We start from the raw sequence: 26,213 nt of genomic DNA on the forward strand, positions 1-26,213 counted from the left end.
AAAAATTATTCTATATAATATGAGATATATGCCTTTCGGTCATATGATATCCGCTTGCCCACTGCTACCACCGCCCTGCCTGCCTTGATATGTATAATGGCATGCAAGGCAAGCAGCGTGACCATACCGTTCCATGACTTTACGCCCCCCGATCCGCACGGCTTGCGGCGACGGGCTGCCCTTGTCCCTTTTGCGAGGTAATTCAATGTCCAAGCCTAACCTGAGCGCTGAAGTCCTGATTTCGGCACTGGAACAGGCCATAGACGCAACCGTTATTATTGATGACCAGAACCATGTCATCTTTTTCAATAACGCTGCGGAAAACCTGTGGGGCCTGGACAGGAAGGACGTGCTTGGCCAGAATGTGAACGTGCTGGTACCCACGCAGCAACGCGGTGGGCATGACGCGTTCGTAAACCGCAGCCGCGCCAGCGGCCAGAACCGGATTGTCGGTACATCGCGGGAGGTGGATTTCACCCGCAGCGATGGGGAATACATATGCGGTGAACTGTCGCTGTCGAAGGTCGTCACGCATGATGGGCGTGTCTTCTTCATGGGGGTGATGAAGAACGTCACCAATGAAAGCCAGCAGCGCAAGATCCTGATCCTGCAGAATGACGTGCTGCAGGCGCTGGCCAGCGACATGATGATACAGGACGTGGCCGATTTGCTGTGCCGCCGGGTGGAAAGCTTCGTGCCCGGCACGGTGGCGGTCCTCATGCTCATCACCGCTGATGGGCAGTTGCGCGTGCTGTCCAGCCCGACCCTGCCGAAGCGGTACCGGACATCACTGGAAAGCCTGTACATTTCCTCCTCCGAACTGGAAAAGCTGCGGGTGGATCCCAACTACGCCACGCGGCTGGTATGGGACAGCTATCGTTCGCTCGGCATCTCACTGGGGCTGCAGCAGTGCTTCTGCACGCCGGTCTGCACGCGTTCGGGTCAGGTCAAGGGCATTTTCGCCCTGTATGCGCGTGAGGATCAGGGCCGCAACACATGGCCGCAGCGCATCGTTGATTCATGCATTCCCTTCTGTGCGCTGGCGTTCGAGCAGAATGCAACGCAGGAACATATTTCCCATCTTGCCAATTTTGACAGCCTGACCGGGCTGCTCAACCGCTCCTCGGTCCACAAGGTGATCGAGGGCATGATCAACAAGCAGGATGGCAACCGCCAGTTCGCCATCTTCATGCTCGATATCGACCGTTTCCGCGATATCAACGACGCGCTGGGCCATGTCTATGCCGACCAGTTCCTGGTCGAGATCGCGGCCCGTATCCGTGCCATCGCGCTGGACGGGTATGTCATCAGCCGCTCTGGTGGGGATGAATTCGTGGTGGTGGTGCCCAACTGCCCCACCAAGGAAGCCACGGAGTTTGCCGAACGCCTGCTGGCCACCATCGCCAAGCCCATGCAGATCGGGCAGAATACGCTGACGATTTCCTGCTCGATCGGTATCAGCACATACCCCGATAACGGGCCGGACAGTGAATCCCTGCTCAGCACGGCGGATGTAGCGCTGCGGCAGGCCAAGGAAAACGGGCGCGGCACCTTCCGCTTCGCCAACCTGGAAAAGAACCAGGTGGCGCAGGACCGGCTGGTGCTTGGCTCGGCGCTGCGTGATTCGCTGGCCAAGGGCATGCTGAACCTGCATTACCAGCCGCAGGTGCGCACGCATACGCTGGAACTCAGCGGGGTGGAGGCCCTGTCGCGCTGGCACCATCCGACACTGGGCAACATCTACCCGTCCCGCTTCATCGCGGTGGCGGAGGAAACCGGCCAGATCGAGGCCATCGGCCGGTGGTCGCTGCTGGAAGCATGCCGCCAGATCGTGAAATGGGACCGCGACGGCATCCATGTCCCCACCGTGGCGGTAAACCTGTCGGCGGTACATTTTCGCAACCGCGCACTGCCTGAACACATCGCGGCCCTGCTGAAGGACCATGACCTCAAGCCCGCGCGGCTGACGGTGGAAATCACCGAAAGCGTGATGATGGACAACAGCCGCGATACCGAGGAAGTGCTGCAGTCCATCCGCAACCTTGGCTGTGGCCTGTCGATGGATGATTTCGGCACGGGGTATTCGTCACTGTCGCGGCTGACGCGCCTGCCGCTGACGGAAATCAAGATTGACCGCAGCTTCATCAATGAGTTCGAGCATGATACCAACGCGCAGGCCGTGACCATGGCGGTCATCGGCATCGGTTCGCGCCTGGGCATGACGGTGGTGACCGAAGGGGTCGAGACTGAACAACAGTGGCGCCTGCTGGAAGAACTGAACTGCGATGTGATGCAGGGTTATCTGTTCGCCAAGCCGCTGGCCCCTGATGACCTGGAAAAATGGGTCAGGCAGCACAAGACAATCCGTGAAATCATGCCGGCCAAGCCTGCCGCCAAAAATGTTTCCGACAAGAAGAAATAATCCTAGACTGCTTACAGGTAATTCCCCGTTTCCTGCTCCGTATCCGAGGTACCAGAATGTCCGCACACCATGATAACAGGCTTCGCGCCCTAACGCATGAAGATGCCGACTTCTGGGCGGATGTGGTTGATAATGTCCTTATTGTCGCCGTGACCGACCGCAAGGGGGTCATTACCTACGTCAACGACAAATTCTGCAAGATCAGCCAGTACTCCCGCGAAGAACTGCTGGGCCACACCCATCGCATCCTGAATTCGGGGGAGCATAACAAGGCTTTTTTCCGGGACATGTACCGGACCCTGTATTCGGGCCAGACATGGCATGGCAACCTGTGCAACCGCGCCAAGGACGGCAGCCATTACTGGGTGGCGACCACCATCATTCCCCACAAGAACGCACAGGGGGAAATAAGCGGGTTTGTCGCGACCCGTTTTGAAATTACCGAACTTATGAACACGAAGGTACGGCTGAAAAAACAGGCCGCGACCGACATGATGACCGGCCTGCTGAACCGTGGCGGGTTCAACGCCAGCCTGATCACCGCCGTGGAAGCGAGCAAACGCCGCAATGCCGACCCGCAGGTGCTGGTGATGTTCGATCTTGACGGCTTCAAGCCGGTCAATGACATCCACGGCCATCACGCGGGTGATGAGGTACTCAAGACCATTGCGACGCGCCTGATCGAACTGATCGGGTCGCAGGATACGATCAGCCGTCTGGGCGGGGACGAGTTCGCGGTGATCCTTCATCACAGCCTGAAGACCATGCCGCTGCAGACCATCCTGAGCAAGATCCAGAACCTGCTGGAGGAACCGATCATGCTGGACAGCGCCACCGTGCGCATTTCCGGCAGTATCGGGGCCACCCCCATCACCGGCGAGGAATCGCTGGAAGCCTTGCAGAAGAACGCCGATGTCGCGGTCTATGCCGCCAAGCAGGCGGGGGGCAAGCAGGCGCGCATGTTCACGCCCAGCCTGCACAAGACCACGATGGAACGCGCCAAGATCCTGTCGGAAGCCCGGCAGGGTGTCGCGGAAAAACAGTTCGAGGTTTACTACCAGCCCATACTGAACGCCCGGACCGGCCGGATCGAACAGGCGGAAGCCCTGATGCGCTGGCATCATCCCGAACGCGGGCTGCTGTCCGCCGGTGCGTTTACCGATGTATTCGCGGATTCGGCGCTGGCCCAGATCATGGAAACGCATCTGGTGCAGTCCTTCCACGATGATATCCAGAAATGGAAGGAAGCGGGCCTGCCCAGCCTGCGGCTGGCGGTCAACCTGTCGCATCTGGACCTGCTGAACCTTGAACAGCAGATCGACCTGTTCAGCGAGATCCGGCAGCTCAACCTCGACCCCAGCACCTTCATGTTGGAAGTCACCGAACAGATGCTGCAGGGACGGCGTGCGGAAAAAAGCCGCCTGCGCCTGCGCGGCCTGGCGGAAGACGGGTTCGGGCTGGCCATGGACAATTTCGGCTACGGCACGGTGCGGCTGTCCACGCTAAGGGAACTGCCGCTGCAGTCGCTGAAGCTGGACCGTTGCCTGGTGCGCAATATCGGGTCGGATAGCAAGGCACGCAGCCTGCTGGCCTCGCTCATCAAGCTTGGTCATGGCTACAACCTGGCCGTAACGGTGGAAGGTGTGGAAACACAGGAAGAATTTGATACCGTGCGCGCACTGGGCGTGGACTATGTGCAGGGCTTCTTCATCTCGCGCGCGGTTTCCGCCACGGAACTGATCCGCATCACGCGTGAGGATGCATGGAACCCTGCCCCTACGACCGCATGAACCCGCGCGCCAGACCATAAAGAAGTTTTTGGTGAAGCTTTTTTCAAAAAGCTTCAGAGAATGCCGTCTTTTTGAAAAAACGCGGTATCCAAAGATTTTTATTCTTTGTCATGGATAAGTAATATAGCGTGGCTGGAGCTGTCGAAACAGCCCACACCTAACAACCAACCGCATGGATAGCGTAATTTATTCAATAGTTAGAAAAATAATTAGAAAATAATAAATATAATAGAAATGATTCTGAATAATTAAATTTTAATATGATGCCTTGATACAAATAAAAAACCACCCGGCAGGTTTGCTGCCGGGTGGTTTTTATTTCTGGCGGGCCAGTTCAGATATGGATGGCGCGCTTGTCCACATCCATCGCTGCTTCCTTGACCGCCTCGCTCAACGTGGGGTGAGCGTGGCAGGTGCGCGCGATGTCTTCCGACGATGCACCGAACTCGATCGCCATGGTGCATTCGGCAATCAGTTCGCCCGCCATCGGGCCGATGATATGCACGCCCAGCACCTGATCGGTGGTTGAATCGGCCAGAACCTTCACAAACCCGTCCGTCATGCCGATGGCGCGTGCGCGGCCATTGGCAGTGAAGGGGAATTTGCCAACCTTGTAGGAAACACCTTCTTCCTTCAGGTTTTCTTCGGTCTTGCCAACGGTTGCGACCTCCGGCCATGTGTAAACCACGGCAGGGATGGCGCCATAATTCACATGACCGGCCTGACCGGCCAGCAATTCGGCCACGGCAACGCCTTCTTCCTCGGCCTTGTGCGCCAGCATCGAGCCTGCGATCACGTCGCCAATCGCATAGATGCCCGGCACGCTGGTGGCGTAATGCGCATCGGTCACGATACGGCCGCGCTTGTCCAGTTCGATGCCGGCTTCTTCCAGCCCGAAGCCCTTGCTGGCCGCCGTACGGCCAATGGCCAGCAGCACCACGTCGGCTTCCAGCGTTTCCGCCGTCCCGCCCTGCGCGGGTTCCACGGTCAGGGTCACGCCCTTGGCCGATTTTTCCGCCTTGGTGACTTTGTGGCCGAGCTTCATCTTCAGGCCCTGCTTGGTCAGGATGCGCTGGAAGGTCTTGGCGATCTCGTTATCCGTGCCCGGAACCAGACGGTCGAGGTATTCGATGACCGTCACGTCCGCGCCCAGACGATGCCATACGCTGCCCAGTTCAAGCCCGATCACGCCGCCGCCGATCACCACCATCTTCTTGGGAACAGCGGACAGTTCAAGCGCGCCAGTGGAGGTGACGATCTGCTTTTCGTCCACGTCAACGCCCGGCAGGCCCGCGCTGTCGCTGCCGCTGGCAATCACGATGTGCTTGGCCGTGACCGGCTTGCCATCGACCGTGATGCGGCCCGTACCCTCGACCTTGCCTGTGCCCTTCAGCCAGGTGACCTTGTTCTTCTTGAACAGGAATTCCACGCCCTTCACGTTGGCGTCGACCACGGACTGCTTGCGCGCCATCATCTTCGCCAGATCCAGCTTCACGCTGTCGATGATGATGCCCATATCGGCATATTCATCCTTGGCGGCGTGGAAGTTCTCGGACTGCTGCAGCAGCGCCTTGGACGGGATACAGCCAACATTGAGGCAGGTGCCCCCCAGCGTCGCACGCTTTTCCACGCATGCCACCTTGAAACCAAGCTGGGCCGCGCGGATGGCGCATACATAACCACCGGGACCGGCGCCGATCACGATCACATCGTAATCCGTCTCGGCCGGGGCTGCGGCAGTGGCCTTGGGTGCGGGTGCGGCAGCAGGGGCTGCTGCGGCCGGTGCGGGCTGGGCCGGTCTGGCGGCAGCCGGGGCCGCCTTCTGGCCACCAGCGCCGGGGGTCAGGGTGGTCAGCACGGTGCCAACCTCGACCTCATCACCTTCTTTGACGGCGTGCGCACCCAGTACGCCCGCCTGCGGGGCGGGGACTTCCACGCTGACCTTGTCGGTTTCCAGTTCGGCGATCGGTTCATCCGCGTTCACGGCGTCACCGGGCTGTTTCAGCCACTTTGAAACGGTCGCCGTGGTCACACTTTCGCCCAGCGTGGGCACCTTGATGTCGATAGTCATGTCTATTCAGTCCTGCTTGCTATGCGGTTGCGCGTAGGGGCCGCGCATGGGCACGGCCCCGGCAGGCATCAGACCTGCAGCAGCAGACGGCGCGGGTCTTCCACGTTCTGCTTGACCCGCACAAGGAAGCTGACCGCTTCCTTGCCATCCACGATCCGGTGATCGTAGGTCAGGGCGATATACATCATCGGGCGGATCACCACCTGCCCGTTCACGGCAACCGGACGGTCCTGAATGGCGTGCATGCCAAGGATGGCCGACTGCGGCGCGTTGATGATGGGCGTGGACATGAGCGAGCCATAGATGCCGCCATTGGTGATGGAGAACGTGCCGCCGGACAGTTCATCGATCTTCAGCGTGCCTTCGCGCGCCTTCTTGCCAAAGCCTGCGATGGAGCTTTCGATCTGGGCGAAGCTCATCTTGTCCGCATCGCGGATCACGGGCACGACCAGCCCGTTGGGACCGCCCACGGCAATGCCGAGGTTGACGAACTCACGATAGATCACGTCATCGCCGTCGATTTCGGCGTTGATGGCCGGGAATTCCTGCAACGCCGCGATGACCGCACGGCTGAAGATGGACATGAAACCCAGCTTTACGCCGTTATGCTTCTTGATGAACAGTTCCTTGTATTCGGCGCGCATCTGCATCACCGCCGACATGTCCACTTCGTTGAATGTGGTCAGCAGGGCGGCGGTGTTCTGCGCATCCTTCAGGCGGCGGGCAATGGTGCGGCGCAGGCGCGTCATCTTCACGCGTTCTTCACGCGGGTCGTCCTGACGCGGCGGACGGGCGGCGGCGGCAGGCTGGGCCGCACGCGGCTGCGACAGGAACGACTGCACGTCACCCTTGGTGATACGGCCGTCCTTGCCGGTGCCGGTACCAACCTGTGCTGCGGACACGCCCTGCTCGGTCATCATCTTGCGCGCGCTGGGAAACGCCACGGCTGCCGCCCCCTGTGCCGCGACATCGGACGGCGGGGTTGCCGGACGGGCAACCGGGCCGCTGGCGGCAGGCTGGGCCTGCACACCCGCGGGGGCGGCTTCCTTTTTCGGCGCGGGTGCTGCGGCGGGCTTGGGGGCCGCACCGCTTCCGGCCTCGATGGTGGACAGTACGGTGCCGACCTCGACTTCCTCACCTTCGGGGACCAGCAGCGGGCCAAGCACGCCAGCCTGCGGGGCGGGGACTTCCACGCTGACCTTGTCGGTTTCCAGTTCCACCAACGGATCGTCTTCGTTCACGGCATCGCCCGGATGCTTCAGCCATTTTGCAACGGTTGCTGTGGTAACACTTTCGCCCAGTGTCGGTACCTTGATATCGGCAGACATCTTTTGATTCCCAATCCCTTGGCCGCCCTGGCGCCCCAATCGTGCGCCCAGTCGGCCTTATCGTTATTCAGGGGAACGGCCAGAACGCCGTTCCCGTATCCTTCATGCGTAAAACGCGTGGCCCTCAGGCACTGACGCCCAGCGCCTTGTTCACCAGCGCCGTCTGTTCGGCGACATGGACCTTCGCAAGGCCCGTGGCGGGGCTGGCCGCCGCCACGCGCCCGACATAGGTCGGTCGTGTGCTCTTGTGGCCCACGGATGTCAGCACGCCTTCGATCAGGCGATCGACGAAGTTCCATCCACCCATGTTTTCCGGCTCTTCCTGACACCAGATCACCTTGGCCTGCGGGTAGCGGGCCAGTTCTTCCGCCAGCAGTTTTTCGGGGAAGGGATAGAACTGTTCCAGCCGGATGATGGCGACGTTATCCAGCTTGCGCTCACGGCGCTCGGTCAGCAGGTCGTAATAGACCTTGCCCGAACAGATCACCACGCGGTCCACCTTGGCGGGGGCGGCGATCTGGTCGATTTCACCAATGACCGGCAGGAAGCGCGTGCCCGGACCGAAATCCTTCAGTTCCGATACCGCCAGCTTGTTACGCAGCAGGGATTTCGGCGTCATGATGATCAGCGGCTTGCGGTAATCCAGGAACAGCTGGCGACGCAGGGCGTGATAGTAGTTGGCCGGCGTGGTCAGGTTGCACACGCGCATGTTGTTTTCCGCGCAGAGCTGGAGATAACGCTCCAGACGGGCAGAGGAATGTTCCGGCCCCTGCCCTTCGTACCCGTGCGGCAGCAGCATGACCAGGCCGGACATGCGCAGCCACTTGGTCTCACCCGATGCGATGAACTGGTCGATGATGACCTGTGCGCCGTTGGCGAAGTCACCAAACTGCGCTTCCCACAGCACCAACGCATTCGGGTCGGCCAGCGAATAGCCATATTCGAACCCGAGCACGCCGAATTCGGACAGCAGCGAGTTGTAGATCTCGATCGCGGCCTGATCCTTGGCGATGTTGTTCAGCGGCACATAGGTGTTCTGGTTGATCTGGTCGATCAGCACCGCATGACGCTGACTGAAGGTGCCGCGCTGGCAGTCCTCCCCCGACAGGCGGACATGGTGCTTGTCCAGCAGCAGCGTGCCGAAGCCAAGCGCCTCACCCGTGGCCCAGTCAATGCCCACGCCCGTCTCGAACATCTTGGCCTTGGCCTTGAGCTGGCGGACGATCTTGGAATTGGCGTTGAAATCATCGGGCACATGCGCCAGCGCCGCCCCCACTTCCTTCAGCCGCTCAATGGCGACACCGGTTTCCGGTGCGGGGCGGGTGGCGTCCACCGGCGGCGGCTTCAGCCCCTGCCATGCACCTTCCAGCCAGTCCGCCTTGTTGGGCTTGTAACCCTGGGCTGCCTGATAGGCTTCTTCCAGTTTGTTGTGGAAGCCGTCCCACTCGGCCGTGACTTCCGCCTCGGTCAGCACGCCTTCACGCACAAGGCGGTCGGAATACAGCGTGCGGATGGTCGGGCGCGCGGCAATGGCCTTGTACATGGTGGGCTGGGTGAATGACGGCTCATCGGACTCGTTATGACCGTGGCGGCGATAGCCTACGATGTCCAGCACCACGTCGGATGCGAACTTCTGGCGGAATTCGGCCGCAAGGCGGGAACAGTAGATCACCGCTTCCGGCTCGTCACCGTTCACGTGCAGGATCGGGGCCTGCACCGCCTTGGCCACGTCCGTGCAGTAAAGCCCGGAGAAGGAATGGACCGATACGGTGGTGAAGCCGATCTGGTTGTTGACCACGACATGGATCGTGCCGCCGGTGCGGTAGCCGATCAGCTGCGACATGGCCAGGGTTTCATACACGATGCCCTGCCCGGCGAATGCCGCGTCACCATGCAGCAGCAGGCCCATATGACGGCCGCGCTGGTGGGGATCATCATCATCCTGCGTCGCGCGGACCTTGCCGATCACGACCGGGTCCACCGCCTCAAGGTGCGAGGGATTGGGCTGGAGCGAGATATGGACCGGGGTGCCGCCAATCTCCACATCGGTGGAGGTGCCGAGATGGTATTTCACATCGCCCGACCCCTGCACGTCGTCCGGCTTGAAGGACGCACCGGCGAATTCGCTGAAAATGGCGGTGTAGGGCTTGCGCACGATGTTGACCAGCGTGTTCAGGCGACCACGATGCGGCATGCCGATTGCGACCGAGCGCACGCCGCCGGCAGCAGCCTGATCGATGATCGCGTGCAGCGCGGGGATGGTCACGTCCTCACCCTCAAGGCCGAAGCGCTTGGTGCCGACATAACGCTTCTGGCAGAAGGACTCGAAGCCTTCCGCTTCGGTCAGCTGCTGCAGGATGACCTTCTTCTGCTCGGGGCTTGCGCCCTTGCGCCAGTTGTCACCTTCCAGCCGCGCCTGCACCCACATGCGCTGCTCGGGGTCCTGGATGTGCATGAACTCGGCGCCGATCGGCCCGCAATAGACCGAGCGCAGGGCATCGAGCACCTGGTTGATGGTCGCGGTGTCGGTTCCGATCAGGCTGGCGACGGTGTGGCCAAGGTAGATCGGGCGATCAAGGTCCTTGGGGCCGAAGCCATAGGTTGCGGGGTCCAGGTCGGCATGGGGCTGGGGCACCTGCAGGCCCAGCGGGTCCAGCCGGGCCTCAAGGTGGCCACGCACGCGGAACGCCCGGATCAGCTGGGTGGCGCGCAGGCTGTCATCCGCAGCCGCCCGCAGCCCTTCGGCCGTTACACCCGCCGGCTTCCTGCCATCCGGCAGGGGGGCGGGTTCATCACCGGTGATGATGTGCGGCCGTGGCGCCCAGGACGCCCCTTCCGCATCATGAACGATTTCCGGCCCGTCCTCGTGCAGTTCCTGGAACAGGGAGGCAAAGGAAGGATCGACGCTGTTGGGATCGGCCACCCAGCGCGCATACAATTCAGCCAGATAGGCCGTATTGGCGCCGCTGAATGCGGTCGAAAGAATATCTACGCCCGCCATATTGAAGACATCTCCTCGCTGGCGGCCTTTTTTGGCCGCGCTATTGTCGGGTCCGGCATGCAACGTTCACCGGCCCGATTTGTATCGCTACCCTAGCCGCACCCCTGCCGGGATACCGCCATCATTCATCAGGATCAGGTCTGCTTGCCGCGCATACTGACATTTTCGTGCCTGCCCTCCCGATCCGGGGAAACCGGTCTGCCAAACATCCCTATCCGCGGCCTTGGTCCCGGCTGATGCGAACTTGCCCATACCCAAGCAAAGACAGTCCGGCTTGCCTACCGCCTGACCAGTCACACCACCGCCATAACCGTCACGATGGCGTGACCCTTTCATCCCCGGGCGGCCTTACGCGTTCAGGTGCGGCAGCTGCATGTAGGCGGCACTCTGCATTTCCTCCAGACGGGATGCCGTGCGTTCGAACGCGGTCGCCCCCTGCCCTTTGGCATAGATGGCGTCGGGCCGGTCCTCGGCGGAGGCGAACAGCTTGACGTTCTGTTCGTACAGCGTGTCGATCAGGACGATGAAGCGCCGTGCCTCGTCAAAATTGTCCGGCCCCATGCGGGGGACGCCGTCAAGGACAAGGTTGGGAAACCGCGTGGCCAGCGCCAGATAGTCGCCCGCGCCAAGCGGCCTGCCGCACAGATCGGCAAAGCTGAAGCGCGCGACCGGGCCTGCCGCCCGTTCCACCTTCAGGCTGCGGCCCATGATGTCCAGCGTGACCGGCACGACTGGCGCGCCATCGGCCAGCCGGGTGAAGATCGAGTCGAGTTCACGGCGCGCCGCGTCATCGACGGGAATGATCCATGTCTGCATGCCGCGTGCATTGCCCCGGCGGTAATCACGCGGGGAATCGAGGATGACGGTATCCACTTCCTTCAGGATGGCGGCAATGAACGGCTTGAAGGCATCAGCGCCCGGACGGTCCTGGAACAGGTCCTCGGGCTTCGTGTTGGATGTGGCCACCACCACCACGCCATCAGCGAACAGATAGTCGAACAGGCGGCCAAGGATCATGGCGTCGGCAATGTCATTGACCTGGAATTCGTCAAAGCACAGCAGCCACGCCTCCTGCGCGATCTGGCGCGCCAGTGGCGGAATGGGATCGGTCAGGCCGGGGTCCGCCGCCTTCATGTCATGCAGGCGCTGGTGCACGTCCTGCATGAAGCGGTGGAAATGGACCCGGCGCTTGTGTTCCACCGGGGCCAGGCTGAAGAACAGGTCCATGAGCATGGTCTTGCCCCGCCCCACCTGCCCCACCATGTAGACGCCGCGCGGACGCCGGGTTTCAGCGGGGGCATGTCCCGACAGGCCCAGCCGGGCCTTCAGCCCGCCCAGCCAGCCCGAGGCCGGTGGCGCATGCTGCTGGACCACCGGGTGGTAGTCGCGCAGTTCCCGCCACAGGCGGTCCAGCCTGCGGGCGGCCTTTTCCTGTTCCGGGTCACGATCAAGACGGCCGGAGGCCACACGGGCCTCATAGGCGGCGAGGGGGCCAGTACCTGCGGGCAGCGCCGCAGCGGACGGGCGGGCGGGGGCGATATCTGTATCCATGATATTTCGGCGATAGTCCGTAACAAACCCCCCATCAAGGCCACAAACTCGCCAAACTGTGTCATGACAGGGGTTCTCTCCATCTGGTGAACTGAAACCATCCAAAATGGAGAGTTTGTGATGACTGACTGGAATGCCTATCGCGCCCATCTGGGCGACTCTATCAAGGCCTTTGCCGCGCTGTCCCCCGACACGATCAAAGGACTCCAGACACTCGATGGCGCTGCCGCGCGCACTGGCCATCTGGATGCCAAGACGCGCGAACTGATCGCGCTGGCGGTGGCCGTGACCACGCGGTGCGACGGCTGCATATCCGTCCATTCCACCGCGGCGGTGAAGGCAGGGGCGACGAAAGCGGAAATTGCCGAGGCGCTGGGCGTTGCCGTGGCCCTGAACGCGGGGGCCGCCACGGTCTATTCCAGCCGGGTGCTGGATGCGGTGGACACGGTCACCGGCTGACACCCGCACGCATTATCTTGCAGGGGGACGTGTCCGGGCCTAATCTGCGGGTCGTTTACTGACCCGCTTGCAGAGATGGCATGATCCAACCCGTCACCCCCGACTATGCAGCACTGGAAGCAGCCGCGGTCTCCACCGCGCCATTCGCTCATGTGGTGGTGCCGCATTTCATCGGGCCGGATGACCTGCATGCCCTGTCGGCCAGCCTGCCCGATATCCGCTCCGGCGGGTCCTTCCCGCCGGGCGCCCTGACGCTGTCGCCGCTTATGGCGCAGCTGGTGCGCGAACTGGAGGGACCACGCCTGCGGGACCTGATCGCACGCAAATTCGCACTGGATCTGGACACCGCCCCGACCATGCTGACGCTGCGCGGGCGCACGCGGGCGAAGGACGGACGCATCCACCGCGATTCCGACAGCAAGCGCGTGACCGTCCTGCTCTACCTGAACGCTGCCGATGACGCGGCGTGGTCACGCCACGAAGGCTGCCTGCGGCTGTTGCGCAATGCGCATGACATTGAGGATTTTGCCGCCGAGATCCCGCCCGTCAACGGCACGCTGCTGATCTTTCCCAACGGGCCGGATACATGGCATGGGCACCGGCAGTATGTCGGCCCGCGCCACACCATCCAGCTGAATTACATGACCAATGATGCCCGCGCACGCAACGAACTGCGCCGTCATCGGTTTTCTGCCCTGACAAAACGCCTGCCGTGGGTTGCCTGAAACCATGCACGGCCATTGTTTCGTCACGGACGGCGGTCATGTTTGTCCCGTCATCCGCCTTCACGACATGTCGAGGTACTCAAAGTCCATGCATCTGCGCAAATTGACCGCTTCCCTCCTGTCAGCCAGCCTTGCGCTGGGCATACTGGCGACAGCCGTACCCGCCGCGCAGGCCCAGCCATGGCATGGCGGCCCCCGTGGCGGGCGTGGCGGGCCGCCGCCCCCGCCGCCGCGTGGCGGTTATTATGGCGGCCACCGTGGCGGTGGTGGGGCGGGTCTGGCGGTCGGCAGCGGCCTGGCCGGACTTGCGGTTGGCGCCATGCTGGGAAGCACGCTGGCTGAACGTGGCGCCGCCGCCCCGCCGCCAGCCTATTATCCCACGCCCGCGCCAGCCCCGCCGCCGCCGGCCTATTACCCGTATGGTGGCGGTTACTGACAACCGCAGCCCTGACACATCCCACGCACACTGATACACACTGCGAAGGAAAATACCCAACATGATGTTCCGTCGGTTCCTACCCGCCGCTGCCCTCCTGATGCTGCCAGCCATGGCCATGGCTGCCGACCAGCAGCCCGCGGCCGCCACGCAGACAGAAGCAGGCACGCCCAACCCGACCGCGCCCCTGGCCCACACCCCGCGCGATCCCGCGCCGGAACAGGTGGAAGCGCATATCAAGACGCTGCATGACGAACTGGGCATCACCAAGAAGCAGGAAGCCCTGTGGGCTCCCTTCGCACAGGACATGCGCGACAACGGGCAGCGCCTGCATGACGCGATCGAGGACCGCCGCAGCAAGCTGCCGACCCTGAACGCCGTGGAAAACATGCAGTCCTATGCCGAACTGGTGATCGAGCGCGCGCATGACATGCAGACGCTGAACACCGCTTTCGCATCACTGTATGACAGCTTCTCCAAGAAGCAGCGCAAGCATGCCGATACCCTGTTCCGTGAAGGCGACAGCGAACACACCGCCGCACAGCAGGCCAGGGCCGCAGACGCTCAGGGTGGTACGGCACCGGCCGCGCCCCCCGCGCAGTAACGCATCTTGCGTCAGGGGACGGGATTTCCGTCCCCATCCCGCCCGCTGTCGCGGGCGGGGGCTGGATACCGCATCACGACAGGGTCGTGAGCGGATCCAGCCAAGCCCTGAACCATTCAGGCGCGATCAAGCGGGTACCACGTCCGCCCGTCACGACGCAGCAGTTCATCCGCCCCGCTGGGGCCTGATGTACCCGCTTCGTATATTTCCGGCCCCGCCGTATCCTTCGCCCATGCCTGCAGGACGGGATCGACCGCCTTCCATGCCGCCTCGATGTTATCAGCGCGCTGGAACAGGGTTTCATCCCCCATCAGGCAGTCATACAGAAGGGTTTCGTACCCGACATTGGGGGACTTGGCGAACACGTCCTCATAACGGAAGCGGGCCTGCACATCGGTCAGGTCCATTTCCGGCCCCGGCTTTTTCGCCCCCAGTTCCACCGTCAGCCCCTGGGCTGGCTGGATGTTGAGGATAATGCGGTTGGGGGGCAGTTCCTCCGTTTCGGTTTCACGGAACATAAGCATCGGTGGCTTGCGGAACTGCACCACGACCTCGGTCCGCCGGCCGCCCAGCCCCTTGCCGGTGCGCAGGTAGAACGGCACCCCCGCCCAGCGCCAGTTATCCACATGCAGCTTCAGCGCCACATAGGTTTCGGTGTTGCTGTGCGGGGAAACGCCAGGACTTTCGCGATAACCGACCATGGGTTTGCCCTCCACCGTGCCTGCCGCGTACTGGCCGCGCACGGCATCCGCCGGGTTGATCGGGGTCACGGCCTCGAACAGCTGTTCCTTGGCGTTGCGCACGCTTTCGGCGTCAAACGTGTTGGGCGGCTCCATCGCCACCATGGCAAACAGCTGGAACAGGTGGTTGGGCACCATGTCGCGCAGCGCGCCGGTGGGTTCGTAAAACGCGCCGCGCTGTTCCACGCCAATGGTCTCGGCTGCGGTGATCTCGACATGATCGACATATTCGTTGCGCCACAGAGGCTCGAATATCAGGTTGCCGAATCGCATGGCGAGGATGTTCTGCACCGTTTCCTTGCCCAGGAAGTGGTCGATGCGGAAGACCTGCGACTCCTCCAGCACCGACAGCACCCGGCGGTTGAGCGCCTGCGCCGAAGCCAGGTCGGAACCAAATGGCTTTTCAATCACCACACGGCGGAAGACGTCATCTTTCTGTTCCACCACCCCGGCCTTGCCCAGTGTTTCCACCACCGTGGCGAAAAACCGCGAGGGGATGGCAAGGTAGAAGATGGCGTTGCCCGGCAGCTTGGTACCCAGCTGGCGCAGGGCGTCCACGTCACTGAAATCGGCCTGCACGTATTCCAGGCGCTGCGCCAGCCAGTCCCACTGCTGCGCATTGATGCTGGCGGGATGGAATTCGGCATTCGGGTCGTGGGTGAAGGACTGCATCATTTCAGCCAGCCCGTCACGCCACTGCGCGGTGGAACTGGCCACGCGGTCCACACCGATGATGCGGAAACCGTCATCGAGCAGGCCGTTGCCCACCAGATTGTAAAGCGCGGGCATCAGCAGCCGCTTGGTCAGGTCCCCGTGCGCCCCGAAAATGACCAGGGTGCATGCCGGTGCCCTGCGCGCGCCGGGGGACATGGTTTTGGAAGTGTCAGATGATAAGGCCATGATCTCTCTAACCGTTCTTGCCTGCGCCCTGTACCGGAACGGATGGTGGCGGTCAGCCTGTCCGATATGGCGCGATGGGCCAAGCGTGCACCCGGCACGCGGAAACGGACAAGGCCTATCACCGCATGGGACATGCCACCTTGACCTTACCCCCGATTCGATTCCCGGTCCGGCGGGGTCCGTGCTGCTTGCGCCTTTGGCACACAGGCTCTACGTGTCGATACAGTTACGACTAACGGCCCGTCCGCCCGGATGGACCGGCATGACAGGACAGGAAAGAAGATTATGGGTTACCGCGTTGCGGTGGTGGGCGCCACCGGCGCTGTGGGGCGCGAGATCCTCAAGACTCTGGCCGAGCGCCAGTTCCCTGTGGATGAGATCGTGGCCCTTGCGTCCGCCCGTTCGGCGGGCAAGGAAGTCTCCTTTGGCGATAAGAAGGTACTGAAGGTCCAGAACCTGGAAACCTTCGACTTTACCGGCTGGGATGTCGCCCTTTTCTCCCCCGGTGGGGCGGTTTCGGCCGTGCATGCGCCGCGGGCTGCGAAAGCGGGCTGCATCGTGATTGACAACACCTCCCACTTCCGCATGGAGCCGGACGTGCCGCTGGTGGTGCCCGAGGTCAATCCCAACGATGTGAAGAAGGCGAAGCGCGGCATCATCGCCAACCCCAACTGCTCGACCATCCAGATGGTGGTTGCCCTCAAGCCGCTGCATGACCTGTTCACAATCAAGCGCGTTGTGGTCGCCACCTACCAGGCTGTTGCCGGTGCGGGCAAGAGCGGCATGGACGAACTGTTCAACCAGTCGCGCGGCAGCCTGGTGGGCGACCCGCTGAAGGCCGAACAGTTCACCAAGCAGATCGCGTTCAACTGCATTCCCCACATCGACCGTTTCATGGATGACGGCGCGACCAAGGAGGAATGGAAGATGACGGTCGAGACCCGCAAGATCCTCGATCCCGACATCGCGGTCTTCGCCACCTGCGTGCGTGTTCCCGTGTTCATTGGCCATGCCGAGGCCATCAGCGTCGAATTCGAGGAACCCGTTGATATCAAACGCGCCCGCGAGGCCCTGCGCGAAGCGCCGGGCGTGGTGCTGCATGACAAGCGCGAGGACGGCGGCTACGTCACCCCGCTTGAGGTCGTGGGCGAGGATGCGACCTATGTCTCGCGCCTGCGCATCGACCCGACCGTGCCCAATGGACTCGGCTTCTGGTGCGTTGCCGACAACCTGCGCAAGGGGGCCGCGCTGAACGCGGTCCAGATCGCGGAAACGATGGTCGCACTCGACCTGCTCGGGCACTGACCGGCAGGCCACAGGGCAGGTAGGGATGGCGGTGCAGCGGGGCTGTACCGCCATGCGGCGGGGGTCACGTCTCTCAACCTCGTGTTCCGGGCGTGCGTTGACCCCGCCTTCCGTGCGGCGTAGGACCGAATTCAGACAAGGCAACGGAACAAACCGAAGCCATAACAGGGAAATTGACGAGACGACCATGCAGGATGTCCGTGATGCGCTCTATGTAGGGCAGCGAAGCGACGGAACTCTGACCAGGCGGCCTATGTCCCCACACCTCCAGGTCTACCGCTTCCGTCTTTCCATGTTCCTTTCAATCGCGAACCGCGCTGCCGGTGTCGCCGCTGCGGGCGGTTCGGCACTTGGCCTGTGCTGGATCAGCGCGGCGGCAAAGGGACCCAAATCTTTCAGCAAGGTCCAGAAGGTGACCGGCAACCCGCTGGGGCAGATGCTGCTTGCGGGGTGGGCGCTGGCGCTGGTCTATCACTTCGTGGCGGGGATACGCCACCTGGTGTGGGATAGCGGCTATCGCTTTTCCAAGAAGGAAATCAACGAGGATGGCCCCGTGGCCGTGGGCGTGACAGTGGGTACCACGCTGGCGCTGGTGGCCGGTATCCTTGGTGTCGCGATCTGTCGTTCCCGCAAGAAGGCATCCTGACCATGAGCAATCTGAAAAAGCCGCATGTCACGGTCATGCGTTCCCAGCTTTCGCGCGCGCGCGGCCTGGGTTCGGGACAGGCCGGTGTTGGCCACTGGTGGGCGGAACGTGCATCGGCGGTAGCACTTGTGCCGCTGTCGGGCTGGTTCGTGATCCAGGTGTTCCGCCTGGCCGGGGCATCGCAGCCGGAAGTGGCGAAGTGGGGCGCACGCCCGCTGAACACCACCATGATGCTGTCGCTGGTGATCCTGACCTTCTACCACACCCAGCTTGGGCTGCAGGTCATCATTGATGACTATGTGCATGGCAAGGCGCACCTGCCTGCGGGCCTGCTGATGAAGGGGATCGTCTTCCTTCTGGGTCTGTTCGGCACGGTTTCCGTACTGAAGCTGGCGCTGGCCGGCAGCAGCCGGGGCAGGATTGCCGCGGGCTGAGGCCCACGCAATCGCCTGAGCAGAACATGACATTCGCGGACCGGCGGGCCGCAATACCGGCCGGCCGTCCGAACGAGCATCGGGACACGTCCAAGAAATGAACGCGACCACTTCACCACTCACCGGCTCCTACAGGATCGTTGACCACGCATATGACGTGGTTGTCGTAGGCGCTGGTGGCTCCGGCCTCCGGGCCACGCTGGGCATGGGGGCTGCTGGCCTCAAGACCGCCTGCGTGACCAAGGTTTTCCCCACACGCAGCCATACCGTCGCAGCACAGGGCGGCATTGGTGCATCGCTTGGCAACATGGCCGAGGATAACTGGCGCTGGCACATGTACGATACCGTCAAGGGATCGGACTGGCTGGGCGATCAGGACGCCATCGAATACATGTGCCGCGAGGCGGTGCCCGCCGTGCAGGAACTCGAGCACATGGGTGTGCCGTTCTCCCGCACGGAAGATGGCAAGATCTACCAGCGCCCCTTCGGTGGCCACATGCGCAATTATGGCGAGGCCCCGGTGCCCCGCGCCTGCGCCGCCGCCGACCGCACGGGCCATGCCATCCTGCACACGCTTTACCAGCAGTGCCTGAAGCATAACGTTGAATTTTTTGTCGAATACTTCGCCATCGACCTGATCATGGATGACGACGGCGCATGTCGCGGTGTCATGGCATGGTGTCTGGAAGACGGCACGCTGCACCGTTTCCGTGCGCAGAAGGTTGTGCTGGCGACCGGTGGCTATGGCCGTGCCTACCACTCGTGCACCTCCGCCCATACCTGCACGGGCGATGGCGGCGGCATGGCGATCCGCGCCGGCATTCCGATGCAGGACATGGAATTCGTGCAGTTCCACCCCACCGGCATCTTCCCCGCGGGTTGCCTGCTGACAGAAGGCTGCCGTGGTGAAGGTGGCTACCTGACCAATTCCGAGGGCGAGCGCTTCATGGAACGCTACGCGCCCACCGCCAAGGACCTGGCGTCGCGTGACGTGGTTTCCCGTGCCATGACCATCGAGATCAATGAAGGTCGCGGCTGTGGTCCGGAAAAGAACTACATCATGCTCCACCTCGAGCATCTTGGCCCCGAGATCCTGCATGAACGCCTGCCCGGCATTTCGGAAACGGCGCGTATCTTCGCCGGTATCGACGTGACCAAGGAACCGGTGCCGGTCCTGCCGACGGTGCATTACAACATGGGTGGCATTCCCACCAATTACCATGGTGAGGTCATCCGCCCCACGGCCGATGATGTCGATGCGGTGGTGCCCGGCCTTATGGCGGTGGGTGAAGCAGCCTGCGTATCCGTGCATGGCGCGAACCGCCTTGGCACCAACTCGCTGCTTGACCTTGTGGTGTTTGGCCGTGCCGCCGCCCAGCGCGCCGCCGCCACCACCAAGAGCGAGGAAGTGATCCCGCCGCTGCCCGAAGGCGCCGGTGATGCGGCAATCGCACGCTTCGACCGCCTGCGTTACGCCAAGGGCAAAACCCATGTGGCCGATATGCGCAGCAAGCTGCAGCGCACCATGCAGAAGCATGCCGCCGTGTTCCGCAACACTGAAAGCCTTGCGCAGGGTGTGGAGAAGATCAAGGAAATCTGGTCGGAAATTCCCGATATCTCGATCAACGACCGCTCGCTGATCTGGAACAGCGACCTTATGGAAGCGCTGGAGTTCGAGAACCTGCTGGCCAACGCCACCGTCACCATGGCCGGGGCCGACGCCCGTCACGAAAGCCGCGGCGCACAGGCGCATGACGACTATCCCGACCGTGACGACAAGAACTGGATGAAGCACACCGTCGCCCACATGACCGACAAGGGCGATGTCACGCTAAGCTACCGCCCCGTGCACATGAAAACGCTGACCAACGATGTGCAGGTCTTCCCCCCCAAGAAGCGCGTCTACTGACGTAACGGCGGAAAAGGAACGAGACGATGGTCGAATTCAGGCTGCCAAAGAACAGCACGGTGGGCAAGGGCCGCATTTTCACCGCCGCCCCCGGCGCTACCAATGTCAAGAACTTCCGGATCTATCGCTGGAGCCCGGATGACGACAAGAACCCCGTGGTCGATACCTACGAAATTGATCTGGACAAGATCGGGCCGATGGTGCTCGACGCGCTGATCCACATCAAGAACGATGTCGACTCCACCCTGACCTTCCGGCGTTCGTGCCGTGAAGGGATCTGCGGGTCGTGCGCGATGAACATCGCTGGCGAAAACACGCTGGCGTGCCTCAAGCCCATCCGGGATATCGAGGGCGATATCGCGATCTACCCGCTGCCGCACATGCCGGTCATCAAGGATCTGGTACCCGACCTGGATGGTGCGTACGCCCAGCTGCGTTCGATCGATCCGTGGCTGAAATCCGACACGCTGCCGCCGCCGGATTCCGAACGCCGCCAGAGCATCGAGGAACGTGCCGAGCTGGATGGCATGTGGGAGTGCATCCTGTGCTTCTGCTGCTCCACCTCGTGCCCGTCCTACTGGTGGAATGGCGACCGCTACCTTGGCCCGGCAACGCTGCTGGCGGCCTATCGCTGGATTGCAGACAGTCGTGACGAACATGCGGGCGACCGTCTGGATGCACTGGAAGATCCGCTCAAGCTGTATGCCTGCCGCACGATCATGAACTGCACCCAGACCTGCCCCAAGGGCCTGAACCCCGCCAAGGCAATTGGCCGGATCAAGGAACTGCAGCTGGAACGCAAGGCGTAACAGCCGGTCACTTCATTCGTGATTGACGCAGAAGGCGCTGGATGTGAAAAATCCAGCGCCTTTTTCGTCTCCACCCGTTTGAAAGGACAAGGCTGGTGTTTGAGGGAAACCTGTCCACCCCCGCCGGCCGAAGCCGTGCATGGATCGACAGCCTGTTCGTTGATCATGCGATCCTGCGGCAGACATGGACCAATTTCCGCGTGGTCATTCCCGGCCGCGTCTATCGCTGCAACCATCCCACCCCGTGGCGGCTGCGGCTGGCCACCCGTCGCTACGGGCTGAAAACGCTGGTCAACCTGCGCGGGCACCGCAAATGCGGGTCGGATGCCCTGTCGCGCGAAGCCGCCCACCAGATCGGGCTGACCCATATCGACATGGCGTTTGAAAGCCGCAACGCCCCCCACCGTGACCGCATAGAGCGGTTTGAACGGATTTACCGCGACATCCGCTTTCCCATGCTCATGCACTGCAAGTCCGGTGCGGACCGCACGGGGCTGGCGGCGGGACTTGTCATCCTGTTTGAAGGGGGAACGGCGCAACAGGCGCTGCGCCAGCTTTCATGGAGGAACGGGCATTTCAACAGTTCACGCACGGGCGTGCTGGATGCCTTCTTCCTGCGTTACGCAGCGGAGGCGGAAGGACGCCTGCCCTTCATGGACTGGGTCCGTACGGAATATGATGAAGACCGGCTGCGCGCGGATTTCCGTGCCGGGAAAATCGCGTCCTTCATGACCGATCAGGTACTCAGACGGGAATGACCCGCCGTTCAGGACGCGCCCATGGAACGGACAAGGTCAAGGACACGACGGCGGGTGCCACTATCCTCGATCCCGTAATAGGCCCGCACCAGTTCAATGGTTTCGCGACGTGAAAGCAGGGTCAGGTCATCCTGCGCCATCGTGGGCAACGCGGGTGACAGCAGGCTGGTGGCGGGTTCGGCCATGCCCTGCGCATTGCCGGTATCGGGGTGGTCCGCATCATCTGGCCGCGCGGGCAGGTCCGCGAAAAAAAATCCTACCGGAACATCCAGCACGCATGCCAGATCATACAGGCGCGACGCCCCCACACGGTTGCGCCCGCGTTCGTATTTCTGCACCTGCTGGAAGGTCAGGCCCAGGGCATTGCCCAGTCGTTCCTGTGACATACCAAGCAATGTACGACGCAGGCGGATACGGTTGCCGACATGCACATCTACAGGATTGGACGTAGCGGACATTTTCCCCGTCACAATAATGGTCTTGCCTCCCCTGCCTGCTATTCCCAGACCGACTGGAAATTAAGATATCTCAACCGTCTACATGTGGACGTTAAGAATTTTTAAATCAAGAACGGCTACAATAAATCCGTTATTTATATGAATTTCCAGAGGATGATGCTCAGGCATTACATAAAATACCCTGCGCTACCTATCTGGCAGCAATTTAGGAAAATATTCATGCATATAAAATGCATTAATTAAAGAAACTTTTTGAAAATAACTCATTGATAAATAAAAACAAAAATTTTTTGGGTATCGCCTTTTTTCAAAAAGGTGGCGCTTTCTGAAGCTTTTCGAAAAAAGCTGCATCAAAAACTTCCTTAAAACTTTCACGATGCCGCCAGGATCATCGGTTGAACAGGCCCGTTTGTCTAGACGGCCCTGTCCCGCATAATGCCGCGCCAAAGACCACACAGTCCCATCACACATGCCAGCAGTAACGGCACCAGGCGCCCATAACGACCAAAGAAAGTACAGGGCAGCGCATCGGGGAGCGCATGAACCAGCACGCCCTGCCTGTCCCAGCCCAGCCGGGCCAGTTCATGACCGCGTCCATCGAACACGGCTGAAATACCGGTATTGGCGGCACGGGCCACGGGCAAGCCTTCTTCCACCGCGCGCAGACGCACGGCGGCAAGGTGTTGCCGGGGGCCTGCGCTGTTACCGTACCAGGCATCATTGGTACTGTTCATAAGCCAGTCAGGCCGGTCGCGGGGATCGGCGACCTGTCCTGAAAAAATCACTTCGTAACAGATCAGCGGTCCAACAGGAGTGATCCCGGGCAGGTGCCATGTCCGCACACCAGGGCCGGGGGTCATGCCCTCACCCGGCACGACATGGAAGGGCAGGAAGGCAGGCTGGTATTCCCCAAAGGGGACCAGATGCGCCTTGTCATACACAATGCTGCCTGCCGCATCGGGCGGCATCAGGGCGACCATGCTGTTGCGCCAGTGATGATCGTCCTCCAGCCAGCGCACGGTGCCGATAATGCCGACCGCCGCCCCCTGCCCTGCCCGCAGGATCATGGGACGCGCGATATCATCTTCCAGCAGCAGTCCCGGAAAAGCTGATTCCGGCCATGCGAACACAACGGGCCGCGTATCGCCCGCCTGCTGAAGGCCCTGTCCCACCCCCTGATGGGTCAGGGCGAGGTACCGGCGAAAGATTGCTACGTCCGAATTGCCCGCGATCTTGTCGGTTTCCGGTACGTTGCCCTGCACCAGCACGATTTCGGGATTATGGAGATAGGTGTCGTGTATGCTGCCGAACCGTACCGCACCACAACCGACCCACGCCACCATAAGCGCAAGGCACGCCCAGCGGCCGATCCGACCATAAAGCGGGGCCAGCGCCACGATACAGGTCAGCAGCGTCAGGCCATCCACCCCGATCCATGCGGCAGGCTGGATCATGATATCCCCCGCAAGACCGGGGAATTCCCACACGCTGCCCGGCGGGTTCCATGGAAAGCCGCTGAACACGTACACGCGCGCCATATCCGTCAGTGTCCACAGCGCGGACAGGACCATAAGCCGCCCGGTGCCACGTGGCACCAGTCGGCTCAGCCCGGCGGACAGGGCGCTCAAGGGGGCAAGGATCAGCGCACAGCCCGGCGATGCCAGCGGCACCAGCCACCAGAAATCATCCGCGCGCAGCAGGATGGCGTACATGAGCCAGTACAGGCCCACGGTATAAAGCCCCATCGCAAACATGAAGCCGCGCCGCGCGGCCCCGCGCCAACCGGCCGCATGATCAATCGCCAGCGCCAGCAGGCAGAAGGCGACAGGCAGGACCACAACGGCATGCAGTGGCGGAAACGCAAGGGCATACACCCCACCCGCCAGCAGCATGACCAGATCCGCCCGCCACCCGTGCAGGCGCGCAAGCTTCATATACAGAGTGTACAGGGACATCATGGAGCGCCGCGATCCGCTCCCCCGGGGATTGCGGGGCTAGTCCAGCGCGTCACGCAGGCGACGTTCATAGTGCCGGTAATACTTGTCTGCCAGCAGTTCGCTCTTGACCAGTACCGCGACATCGGTGGTGTTGAACTGCTCATCGATCACGGCGCCATCACCCACGTAACCACCCAGCCGCAGGTAACCCTTTATCAACGGTGGCAGGCGCGCAAGCGAACGCCGGTGGTCCAGCACCTGCGGGTCCGCGCGCAGCATTTCCACCCGGCGTTCGGACAGGGCGCGCACGCGCAGCGCGGGCGGGGCGAGGTGGTTGTGGTACAGATAGGTCAGTTCATCCGACAGCGCATCGGGATTGGTGCCCGGCAGGCTGGCGCAACCGAACAGGACATCAATACGGTGCAGGAAGATATAGGAGGCAATGCCACGCCACAGCAGTTGCATGGCCGCGCGCCCGCGATAGTTCAGGTCCACGCATGACCGCCCCACTTCCAGCAGCCGGCCGGGAAATTCGGTCAGGGGAGAAATGTCATATTCACTGGAGGTATAGAATTTGCCCAGCCGCCTGGCCGCATCCCCCTGCATCAGGCGATAGGTGCCAACCACGCCCTTGGCGCCAGACGAAATGGCATGGTCGATCACCAGAAGGTGATCGGCATATTCATCGAATTCGTCCACATCACGCTTCAGACGCGCGGTACGGGAATCGGGCTTTGCCCCCATTTCCTCATAGAACACGCGGTAACGCAGTGCCTGGGCCGCGTCGCGTTCCTCATCCGTCGTGGCGATCCGGACACCAAGGTTGCCACCACGCAACTCAGGAAAACCGTTGCGTTCAAGGTCCAGTGTAGAAAGGGACTGTATGGTTTTCTCGATACTCAAGGCCGTGACCTGCCTTTCTGCTGCGTTTGCGCCATCTGGCCCGTCTGTTCTTCTGGCACGTCGGGCAGCCTGCGTGCAAACAGTTCCAGCCGATGTGATACCAGTTCGAACCCGAGTTCGGCCGTGATCCTGCGCAGCAGTTCGGCGTGGTCGGCATGAGTGAATTCCACCACCTGACCACTTTCCACATCAATCAGGTGGTAATGATCGCCTTCTTCCGTGGCTTCGTACCGGGCACGACCGCCACCGAAATCCCGCCGTTCCAGAATGCCGTTTTCTTCCAGCAGGCGCACGGTGCGGTACACCGTGGCAACCGAAATACGCCCGTCCAGCTGGGATGCGCGGCGGTAGAGTTCCTCCACATCCGGGTGGTCATGGGCTTCAGACAGAACGCGCGCGATCACCCGTCGCTGGCCTGTCATTTTCAGGCCGCGTTCGGTGCACATGCGCTCGATGCGGGTTTGTAGTCCGTTACTGTCTGGTGCCATGTTTACGGGCGTAGCCGATCATGCAGATACCTGTCCACACTACCACACTATGTGTGGTTCAGTCCTCACGTTTGGTGCCAAGCCCGATCTTGCGCGCAAGCGACGAACGATGGCTGGCATAATTGGGGGCCACCATGGGGTAATCATGGGGCAGGCCCCAGCGTTCACGGTATTCATCGGGTGTCATGTTATAGGCGGTCTTGAGGTGACGCTTGAGCATCTTGAGCTTCTTCCCGTCTTCAAGACAGACGATATAATCGGGGAAAACCGATTTCTTCAGGGGCACGGCCGGCACCGGCTTCTCCGGCACGGGTTCCGTGCGTCCAAGCGAAGCCACGGCTTCGTAAACCCGGTGAATCAGATCGGGAAGGGTATCCGCATCCAGCTCGTTGCGGGATACGTACGCCGAAACGATTTCGGCAGCGAGTTCCCGCAATTCAACTTCTGCTGCTGCATCAGCCATCAATCTGATCCTGTCACTCTGGAATAATGATATATCCTATATAAATAATTCCAGACGGATCGCAACCGGTAACAAC

At 61.7% G+C, this 26,213-nt stretch carries 22 protein-coding genes; 12 read left to right on the forward strand and 10 right to left on the reverse strand.

Annotation, left to right across the window (positions count from 1 at the left end; all coding sequences use genetic code 11):
- Positions 1 to 205 precede the first annotated feature (205 nt).
- On the forward strand, positions 206 to 2,422 hold the full coding sequence (locus tag AC1RQ9_RS06475) for an EAL domain-containing protein (protein ID WP_485986066.1): 2,217 nt from the start codon (positions 206 to 208) through the stop codon (positions 2,420 to 2,422).
- Positions 2,423 to 2,478: 56 nt separating this feature from the next.
- Entirely contained in the window at positions 2,479 to 4,212 is a 1,734-nt protein-coding gene (locus tag AC1RQ9_RS06480) for a putative bifunctional diguanylate cyclase/phosphodiesterase (RefSeq protein ID WP_193733238.1), read from the forward strand.
- A gap of 334 nt (positions 4,213 to 4,546) precedes the next feature.
- Here AC1RQ9_RS06480 and lpdA read toward each other — a convergent pair whose 3' ends face one another.
- From lpdA to zapE, 4 genes are all read right to left on the reverse strand, one after another.
- The gene (gene lpdA, locus AC1RQ9_RS06485; RefSeq protein WP_485986067.1) at positions 4,547 to 6,283 is read right to left on the reverse strand and encodes a dihydrolipoyl dehydrogenase; all 1,737 of its coding nucleotides are present in this window, start codon (positions 6,281 to 6,283) and stop codon (positions 4,547 to 4,549) included.
- Positions 6,284 to 6,351: 68 nt separating this feature from the next.
- Positions 6,352 to 7,611 (reverse strand): 2-oxoglutarate dehydrogenase complex dihydrolipoyllysine-residue succinyltransferase, encoded by a 1,260-nt coding sequence (gene odhB, locus AC1RQ9_RS06490; protein ID WP_193733236.1) that lies wholly within the window; start codon positions 7,609 to 7,611, stop codon positions 6,352 to 6,354.
- 124 nt (positions 7,612 to 7,735) lie between these two features.
- Positions 7,736 to 10,612, reverse strand: coding sequence for a 2-oxoglutarate dehydrogenase E1 component (locus AC1RQ9_RS06495; RefSeq protein ID WP_193733235.1), 2,877 nt, complete (start codon positions 10,610 to 10,612; stop codon positions 7,736 to 7,738).
- Between the two features lie 348 nt (positions 10,613 to 10,960).
- Positions 10,961 to 12,163, reverse strand: coding sequence for a cell division protein ZapE (gene zapE, locus AC1RQ9_RS06500; protein WP_485986068.1), 1,203 nt, complete (start codon positions 12,161 to 12,163; stop codon positions 10,961 to 10,963).
- 120 nt (positions 12,164 to 12,283) lie between these two features.
- Between zapE and AC1RQ9_RS06505 the strand changes: the two genes are divergently transcribed.
- From AC1RQ9_RS06505 to AC1RQ9_RS06520, 4 genes are all read left to right on the forward strand, one after another.
- Positions 12,284 to 12,622: a carboxymuconolactone decarboxylase family protein gene (locus AC1RQ9_RS06505; protein ID WP_010509207.1), complete on the forward strand. Its 339-nt coding sequence runs from the start codon at positions 12,284 to 12,286 to the stop codon at positions 12,620 to 12,622.
- A gap of 80 nt (positions 12,623 to 12,702) precedes the next feature.
- Positions 12,703 to 13,347 (forward strand): 2OG-Fe(II) oxygenase, encoded by a 645-nt coding sequence (locus tag AC1RQ9_RS06510; RefSeq protein WP_193733234.1) that lies wholly within the window; start codon positions 12,703 to 12,705, stop codon positions 13,345 to 13,347.
- A 103-nt stretch (positions 13,348 to 13,450) separates the two neighbouring features.
- Complete coding sequence (locus tag AC1RQ9_RS06515) at positions 13,451 to 13,783, forward strand: hypothetical protein (protein ID WP_227672698.1); 333 nt, start codon at positions 13,451 to 13,453, stop codon at positions 13,781 to 13,783.
- A 61-nt stretch (positions 13,784 to 13,844) separates the two neighbouring features.
- Positions 13,845 to 14,387, forward strand: coding sequence for a Spy/CpxP family protein refolding chaperone (locus AC1RQ9_RS06520; RefSeq protein WP_193733232.1), 543 nt, complete (start codon positions 13,845 to 13,847; stop codon positions 14,385 to 14,387).
- A gap of 116 nt (positions 14,388 to 14,503) precedes the next feature.
- Here AC1RQ9_RS06520 and zwf read toward each other — a convergent pair whose 3' ends face one another.
- Positions 14,504 to 16,027: a glucose-6-phosphate dehydrogenase gene (gene zwf / locus AC1RQ9_RS06525; RefSeq protein ID WP_485986071.1), complete on the reverse strand. Its 1,524-nt coding sequence runs from the start codon at positions 16,025 to 16,027 to the stop codon at positions 14,504 to 14,506.
- Positions 16,028 to 16,312: 285 nt separating this feature from the next.
- On the opposite strand from zwf, the gene AC1RQ9_RS06530 reads away from it, so the two are divergent.
- From AC1RQ9_RS06530 to AC1RQ9_RS06555, 6 genes are all read left to right on the forward strand, one after another.
- Positions 16,313 to 17,332, forward strand: a complete 1,020-nt coding sequence (locus tag AC1RQ9_RS06530; RefSeq protein ID WP_193733230.1) for an aspartate-semialdehyde dehydrogenase — start codon at positions 16,313 to 16,315, stop codon at positions 17,330 to 17,332.
- A gap of 253 nt (positions 17,333 to 17,585) precedes the next feature.
- Positions 17,586 to 17,978, forward strand: coding sequence for a succinate dehydrogenase, cytochrome b556 subunit (gene sdhC, locus AC1RQ9_RS06535; RefSeq protein ID WP_010514767.1), 393 nt, complete (start codon positions 17,586 to 17,588; stop codon positions 17,976 to 17,978).
- Between the two features lie 2 nt (positions 17,979 to 17,980).
- Entirely contained in the window at positions 17,981 to 18,412 is a 432-nt protein-coding gene (gene sdhD, locus AC1RQ9_RS06540) for a succinate dehydrogenase, hydrophobic membrane anchor protein (protein WP_193733229.1), read from the forward strand.
- A gap of 97 nt (positions 18,413 to 18,509) precedes the next feature.
- A complete protein-coding gene (gene sdhA / locus AC1RQ9_RS06545) occupies positions 18,510 to 20,321 on the forward strand; it encodes a succinate dehydrogenase flavoprotein subunit (RefSeq protein ID WP_485986072.1) in 1,812 nt (603 codons plus the stop codon).
- Positions 20,322 to 20,347: 26 nt separating this feature from the next.
- On the forward strand, positions 20,348 to 21,130 hold the full coding sequence (locus tag AC1RQ9_RS06550) for a succinate dehydrogenase iron-sulfur subunit (protein WP_010509197.1): 783 nt from the start codon (positions 20,348 to 20,350) through the stop codon (positions 21,128 to 21,130).
- Between the two features lie 95 nt (positions 21,131 to 21,225).
- Positions 21,226 to 21,888 carry a fused DSP-PTPase phosphatase/NAD kinase-like protein gene (locus tag AC1RQ9_RS06555; RefSeq protein ID WP_485986074.1) on the forward strand — a complete coding sequence of 221 codons (663 nt, stop codon included), beginning with the start codon at positions 21,226 to 21,228 and terminating at the stop codon, positions 21,886 to 21,888.
- 8 nt (positions 21,889 to 21,896) lie between these two features.
- Here the strand turns inward: AC1RQ9_RS06555 and AC1RQ9_RS06560 are convergent, their stop codons facing one another.
- The 5 genes from AC1RQ9_RS06560 to AC1RQ9_RS06580 all read right to left on the reverse strand — a co-directional run bounded on the left by AC1RQ9_RS06560 (position 21,897) and on the right by AC1RQ9_RS06580 (position 26,137).
- Positions 21,897 to 22,346 carry a helix-turn-helix domain-containing protein gene (locus AC1RQ9_RS06560; RefSeq protein WP_485986076.1) on the reverse strand — a complete coding sequence of 150 codons (450 nt, stop codon included), beginning with the start codon at positions 22,344 to 22,346 and terminating at the stop codon, positions 21,897 to 21,899.
- A 413-nt stretch (positions 22,347 to 22,759) separates the two neighbouring features.
- Positions 22,760 to 24,304 (reverse strand): apolipoprotein N-acyltransferase, encoded by a 1,545-nt coding sequence (lnt, locus tag AC1RQ9_RS06565; protein WP_485986077.1) that lies wholly within the window; start codon positions 24,302 to 24,304, stop codon positions 22,760 to 22,762.
- A 36-nt stretch (positions 24,305 to 24,340) separates the two neighbouring features.
- Positions 24,341 to 25,186, reverse strand: a complete 846-nt coding sequence (locus AC1RQ9_RS06570; RefSeq protein WP_193733224.1) for a GNAT family N-acetyltransferase — start codon at positions 25,184 to 25,186, stop codon at positions 24,341 to 24,343.
- Entirely contained in the window at positions 25,183 to 25,674 is a 492-nt protein-coding gene (locus AC1RQ9_RS06575) for a Fur family transcriptional regulator (RefSeq protein WP_019090652.1), read from the reverse strand. The genes AC1RQ9_RS06570 and AC1RQ9_RS06575 overlap by 4 nt, the downstream gene beginning before the upstream one ends.
- Positions 25,675 to 25,732: 58 nt before the next feature.
- Entirely contained in the window at positions 25,733 to 26,137 is a 405-nt protein-coding gene (locus AC1RQ9_RS06580) for a Ros/MucR family transcriptional regulator (protein WP_485986078.1), read from the reverse strand.
- Positions 26,138 to 26,213: the final 76 nt, after the last annotated feature.

The sequence above is a fragment of the Komagataeibacter ossonobensis genome (assembly GCF_057359305.1).

Coding starts and splice junctions, on each gene's coding strand:
- AC1RQ9_RS06475 (WP_485986066.1), top strand. CDS start 206: ATGTCCAAGCCTAACCTGAGCGCTGAAGTCCTGATTTCGGCACTGGAA.
- AC1RQ9_RS06480 (WP_193733238.1), top strand. CDS start 2,479: ATGTCCGCACACCATGATAACAGGCTTCGCGCCCTAACGCATGAAGAT.
- lpdA (WP_485986067.1), bottom strand. CDS start 6,283: ATGACTATCGACATCAAGGTGCCCACGCTGGGCGAAAGTGTGACCACG.
- odhB (WP_193733236.1), bottom strand. CDS start 7,611: ATGTCTGCCGATATCAAGGTACCGACACTGGGCGAAAGTGTTACCACA.
- AC1RQ9_RS06495 (WP_193733235.1), bottom strand. CDS start 10,612: ATGGCGGGCGTAGATATTCTTTCGACCGCATTCAGCGGCGCCAATACG.
- zapE (WP_485986068.1), bottom strand. CDS start 12,163: ATGGATACAGATATCGCCCCCGCCCGCCCGTCCGCTGCGGCGCTGCCC.
- AC1RQ9_RS06505 (WP_010509207.1), top strand. CDS start 12,284: ATGACTGACTGGAATGCCTATCGCGCCCATCTGGGCGACTCTATCAAG.
- AC1RQ9_RS06510 (WP_193733234.1), top strand. CDS start 12,703: ATGATCCAACCCGTCACCCCCGACTATGCAGCACTGGAAGCAGCCGCG.
- AC1RQ9_RS06520 (WP_193733232.1), top strand. CDS start 13,845: ATGATGTTCCGTCGGTTCCTACCCGCCGCTGCCCTCCTGATGCTGCCA.
- zwf (WP_485986071.1), bottom strand. CDS start 16,027: ATGGCCTTATCATCTGACACTTCCAAAACCATGTCCCCCGGCGCGCGC.
- AC1RQ9_RS06530 (WP_193733230.1), top strand. CDS start 16,313: ATGGGTTACCGCGTTGCGGTGGTGGGCGCCACCGGCGCTGTGGGGCGC.
- sdhC (WP_010514767.1), top strand. CDS start 17,586: ATGTCCCCACACCTCCAGGTCTACCGCTTCCGTCTTTCCATGTTCCTT.
- sdhD (WP_193733229.1), top strand. CDS start 17,981: ATGAGCAATCTGAAAAAGCCGCATGTCACGGTCATGCGTTCCCAGCTT.
- sdhA (WP_485986072.1), top strand. CDS start 18,510: ATGAACGCGACCACTTCACCACTCACCGGCTCCTACAGGATCGTTGAC.
- AC1RQ9_RS06550 (WP_010509197.1), top strand. CDS start 20,348: ATGGTCGAATTCAGGCTGCCAAAGAACAGCACGGTGGGCAAGGGCCGC.
- AC1RQ9_RS06560 (WP_485986076.1), bottom strand. CDS start 22,346: ATGTCCGCTACGTCCAATCCTGTAGATGTGCATGTCGGCAACCGTATC.
- lnt (WP_485986077.1), bottom strand. CDS start 24,304: ATGATGTCCCTGTACACTCTGTATATGAAGCTTGCGCGCCTGCACGGG.
- AC1RQ9_RS06575 (WP_019090652.1), bottom strand. CDS start 25,674: ATGGCACCAGACAGTAACGGACTACAAACCCGCATCGAGCGCATGTGC.
- AC1RQ9_RS06580 (WP_485986078.1), bottom strand. CDS start 26,137: ATGGCTGATGCAGCAGCAGAAGTTGAATTGCGGGAACTCGCTGCCGAA.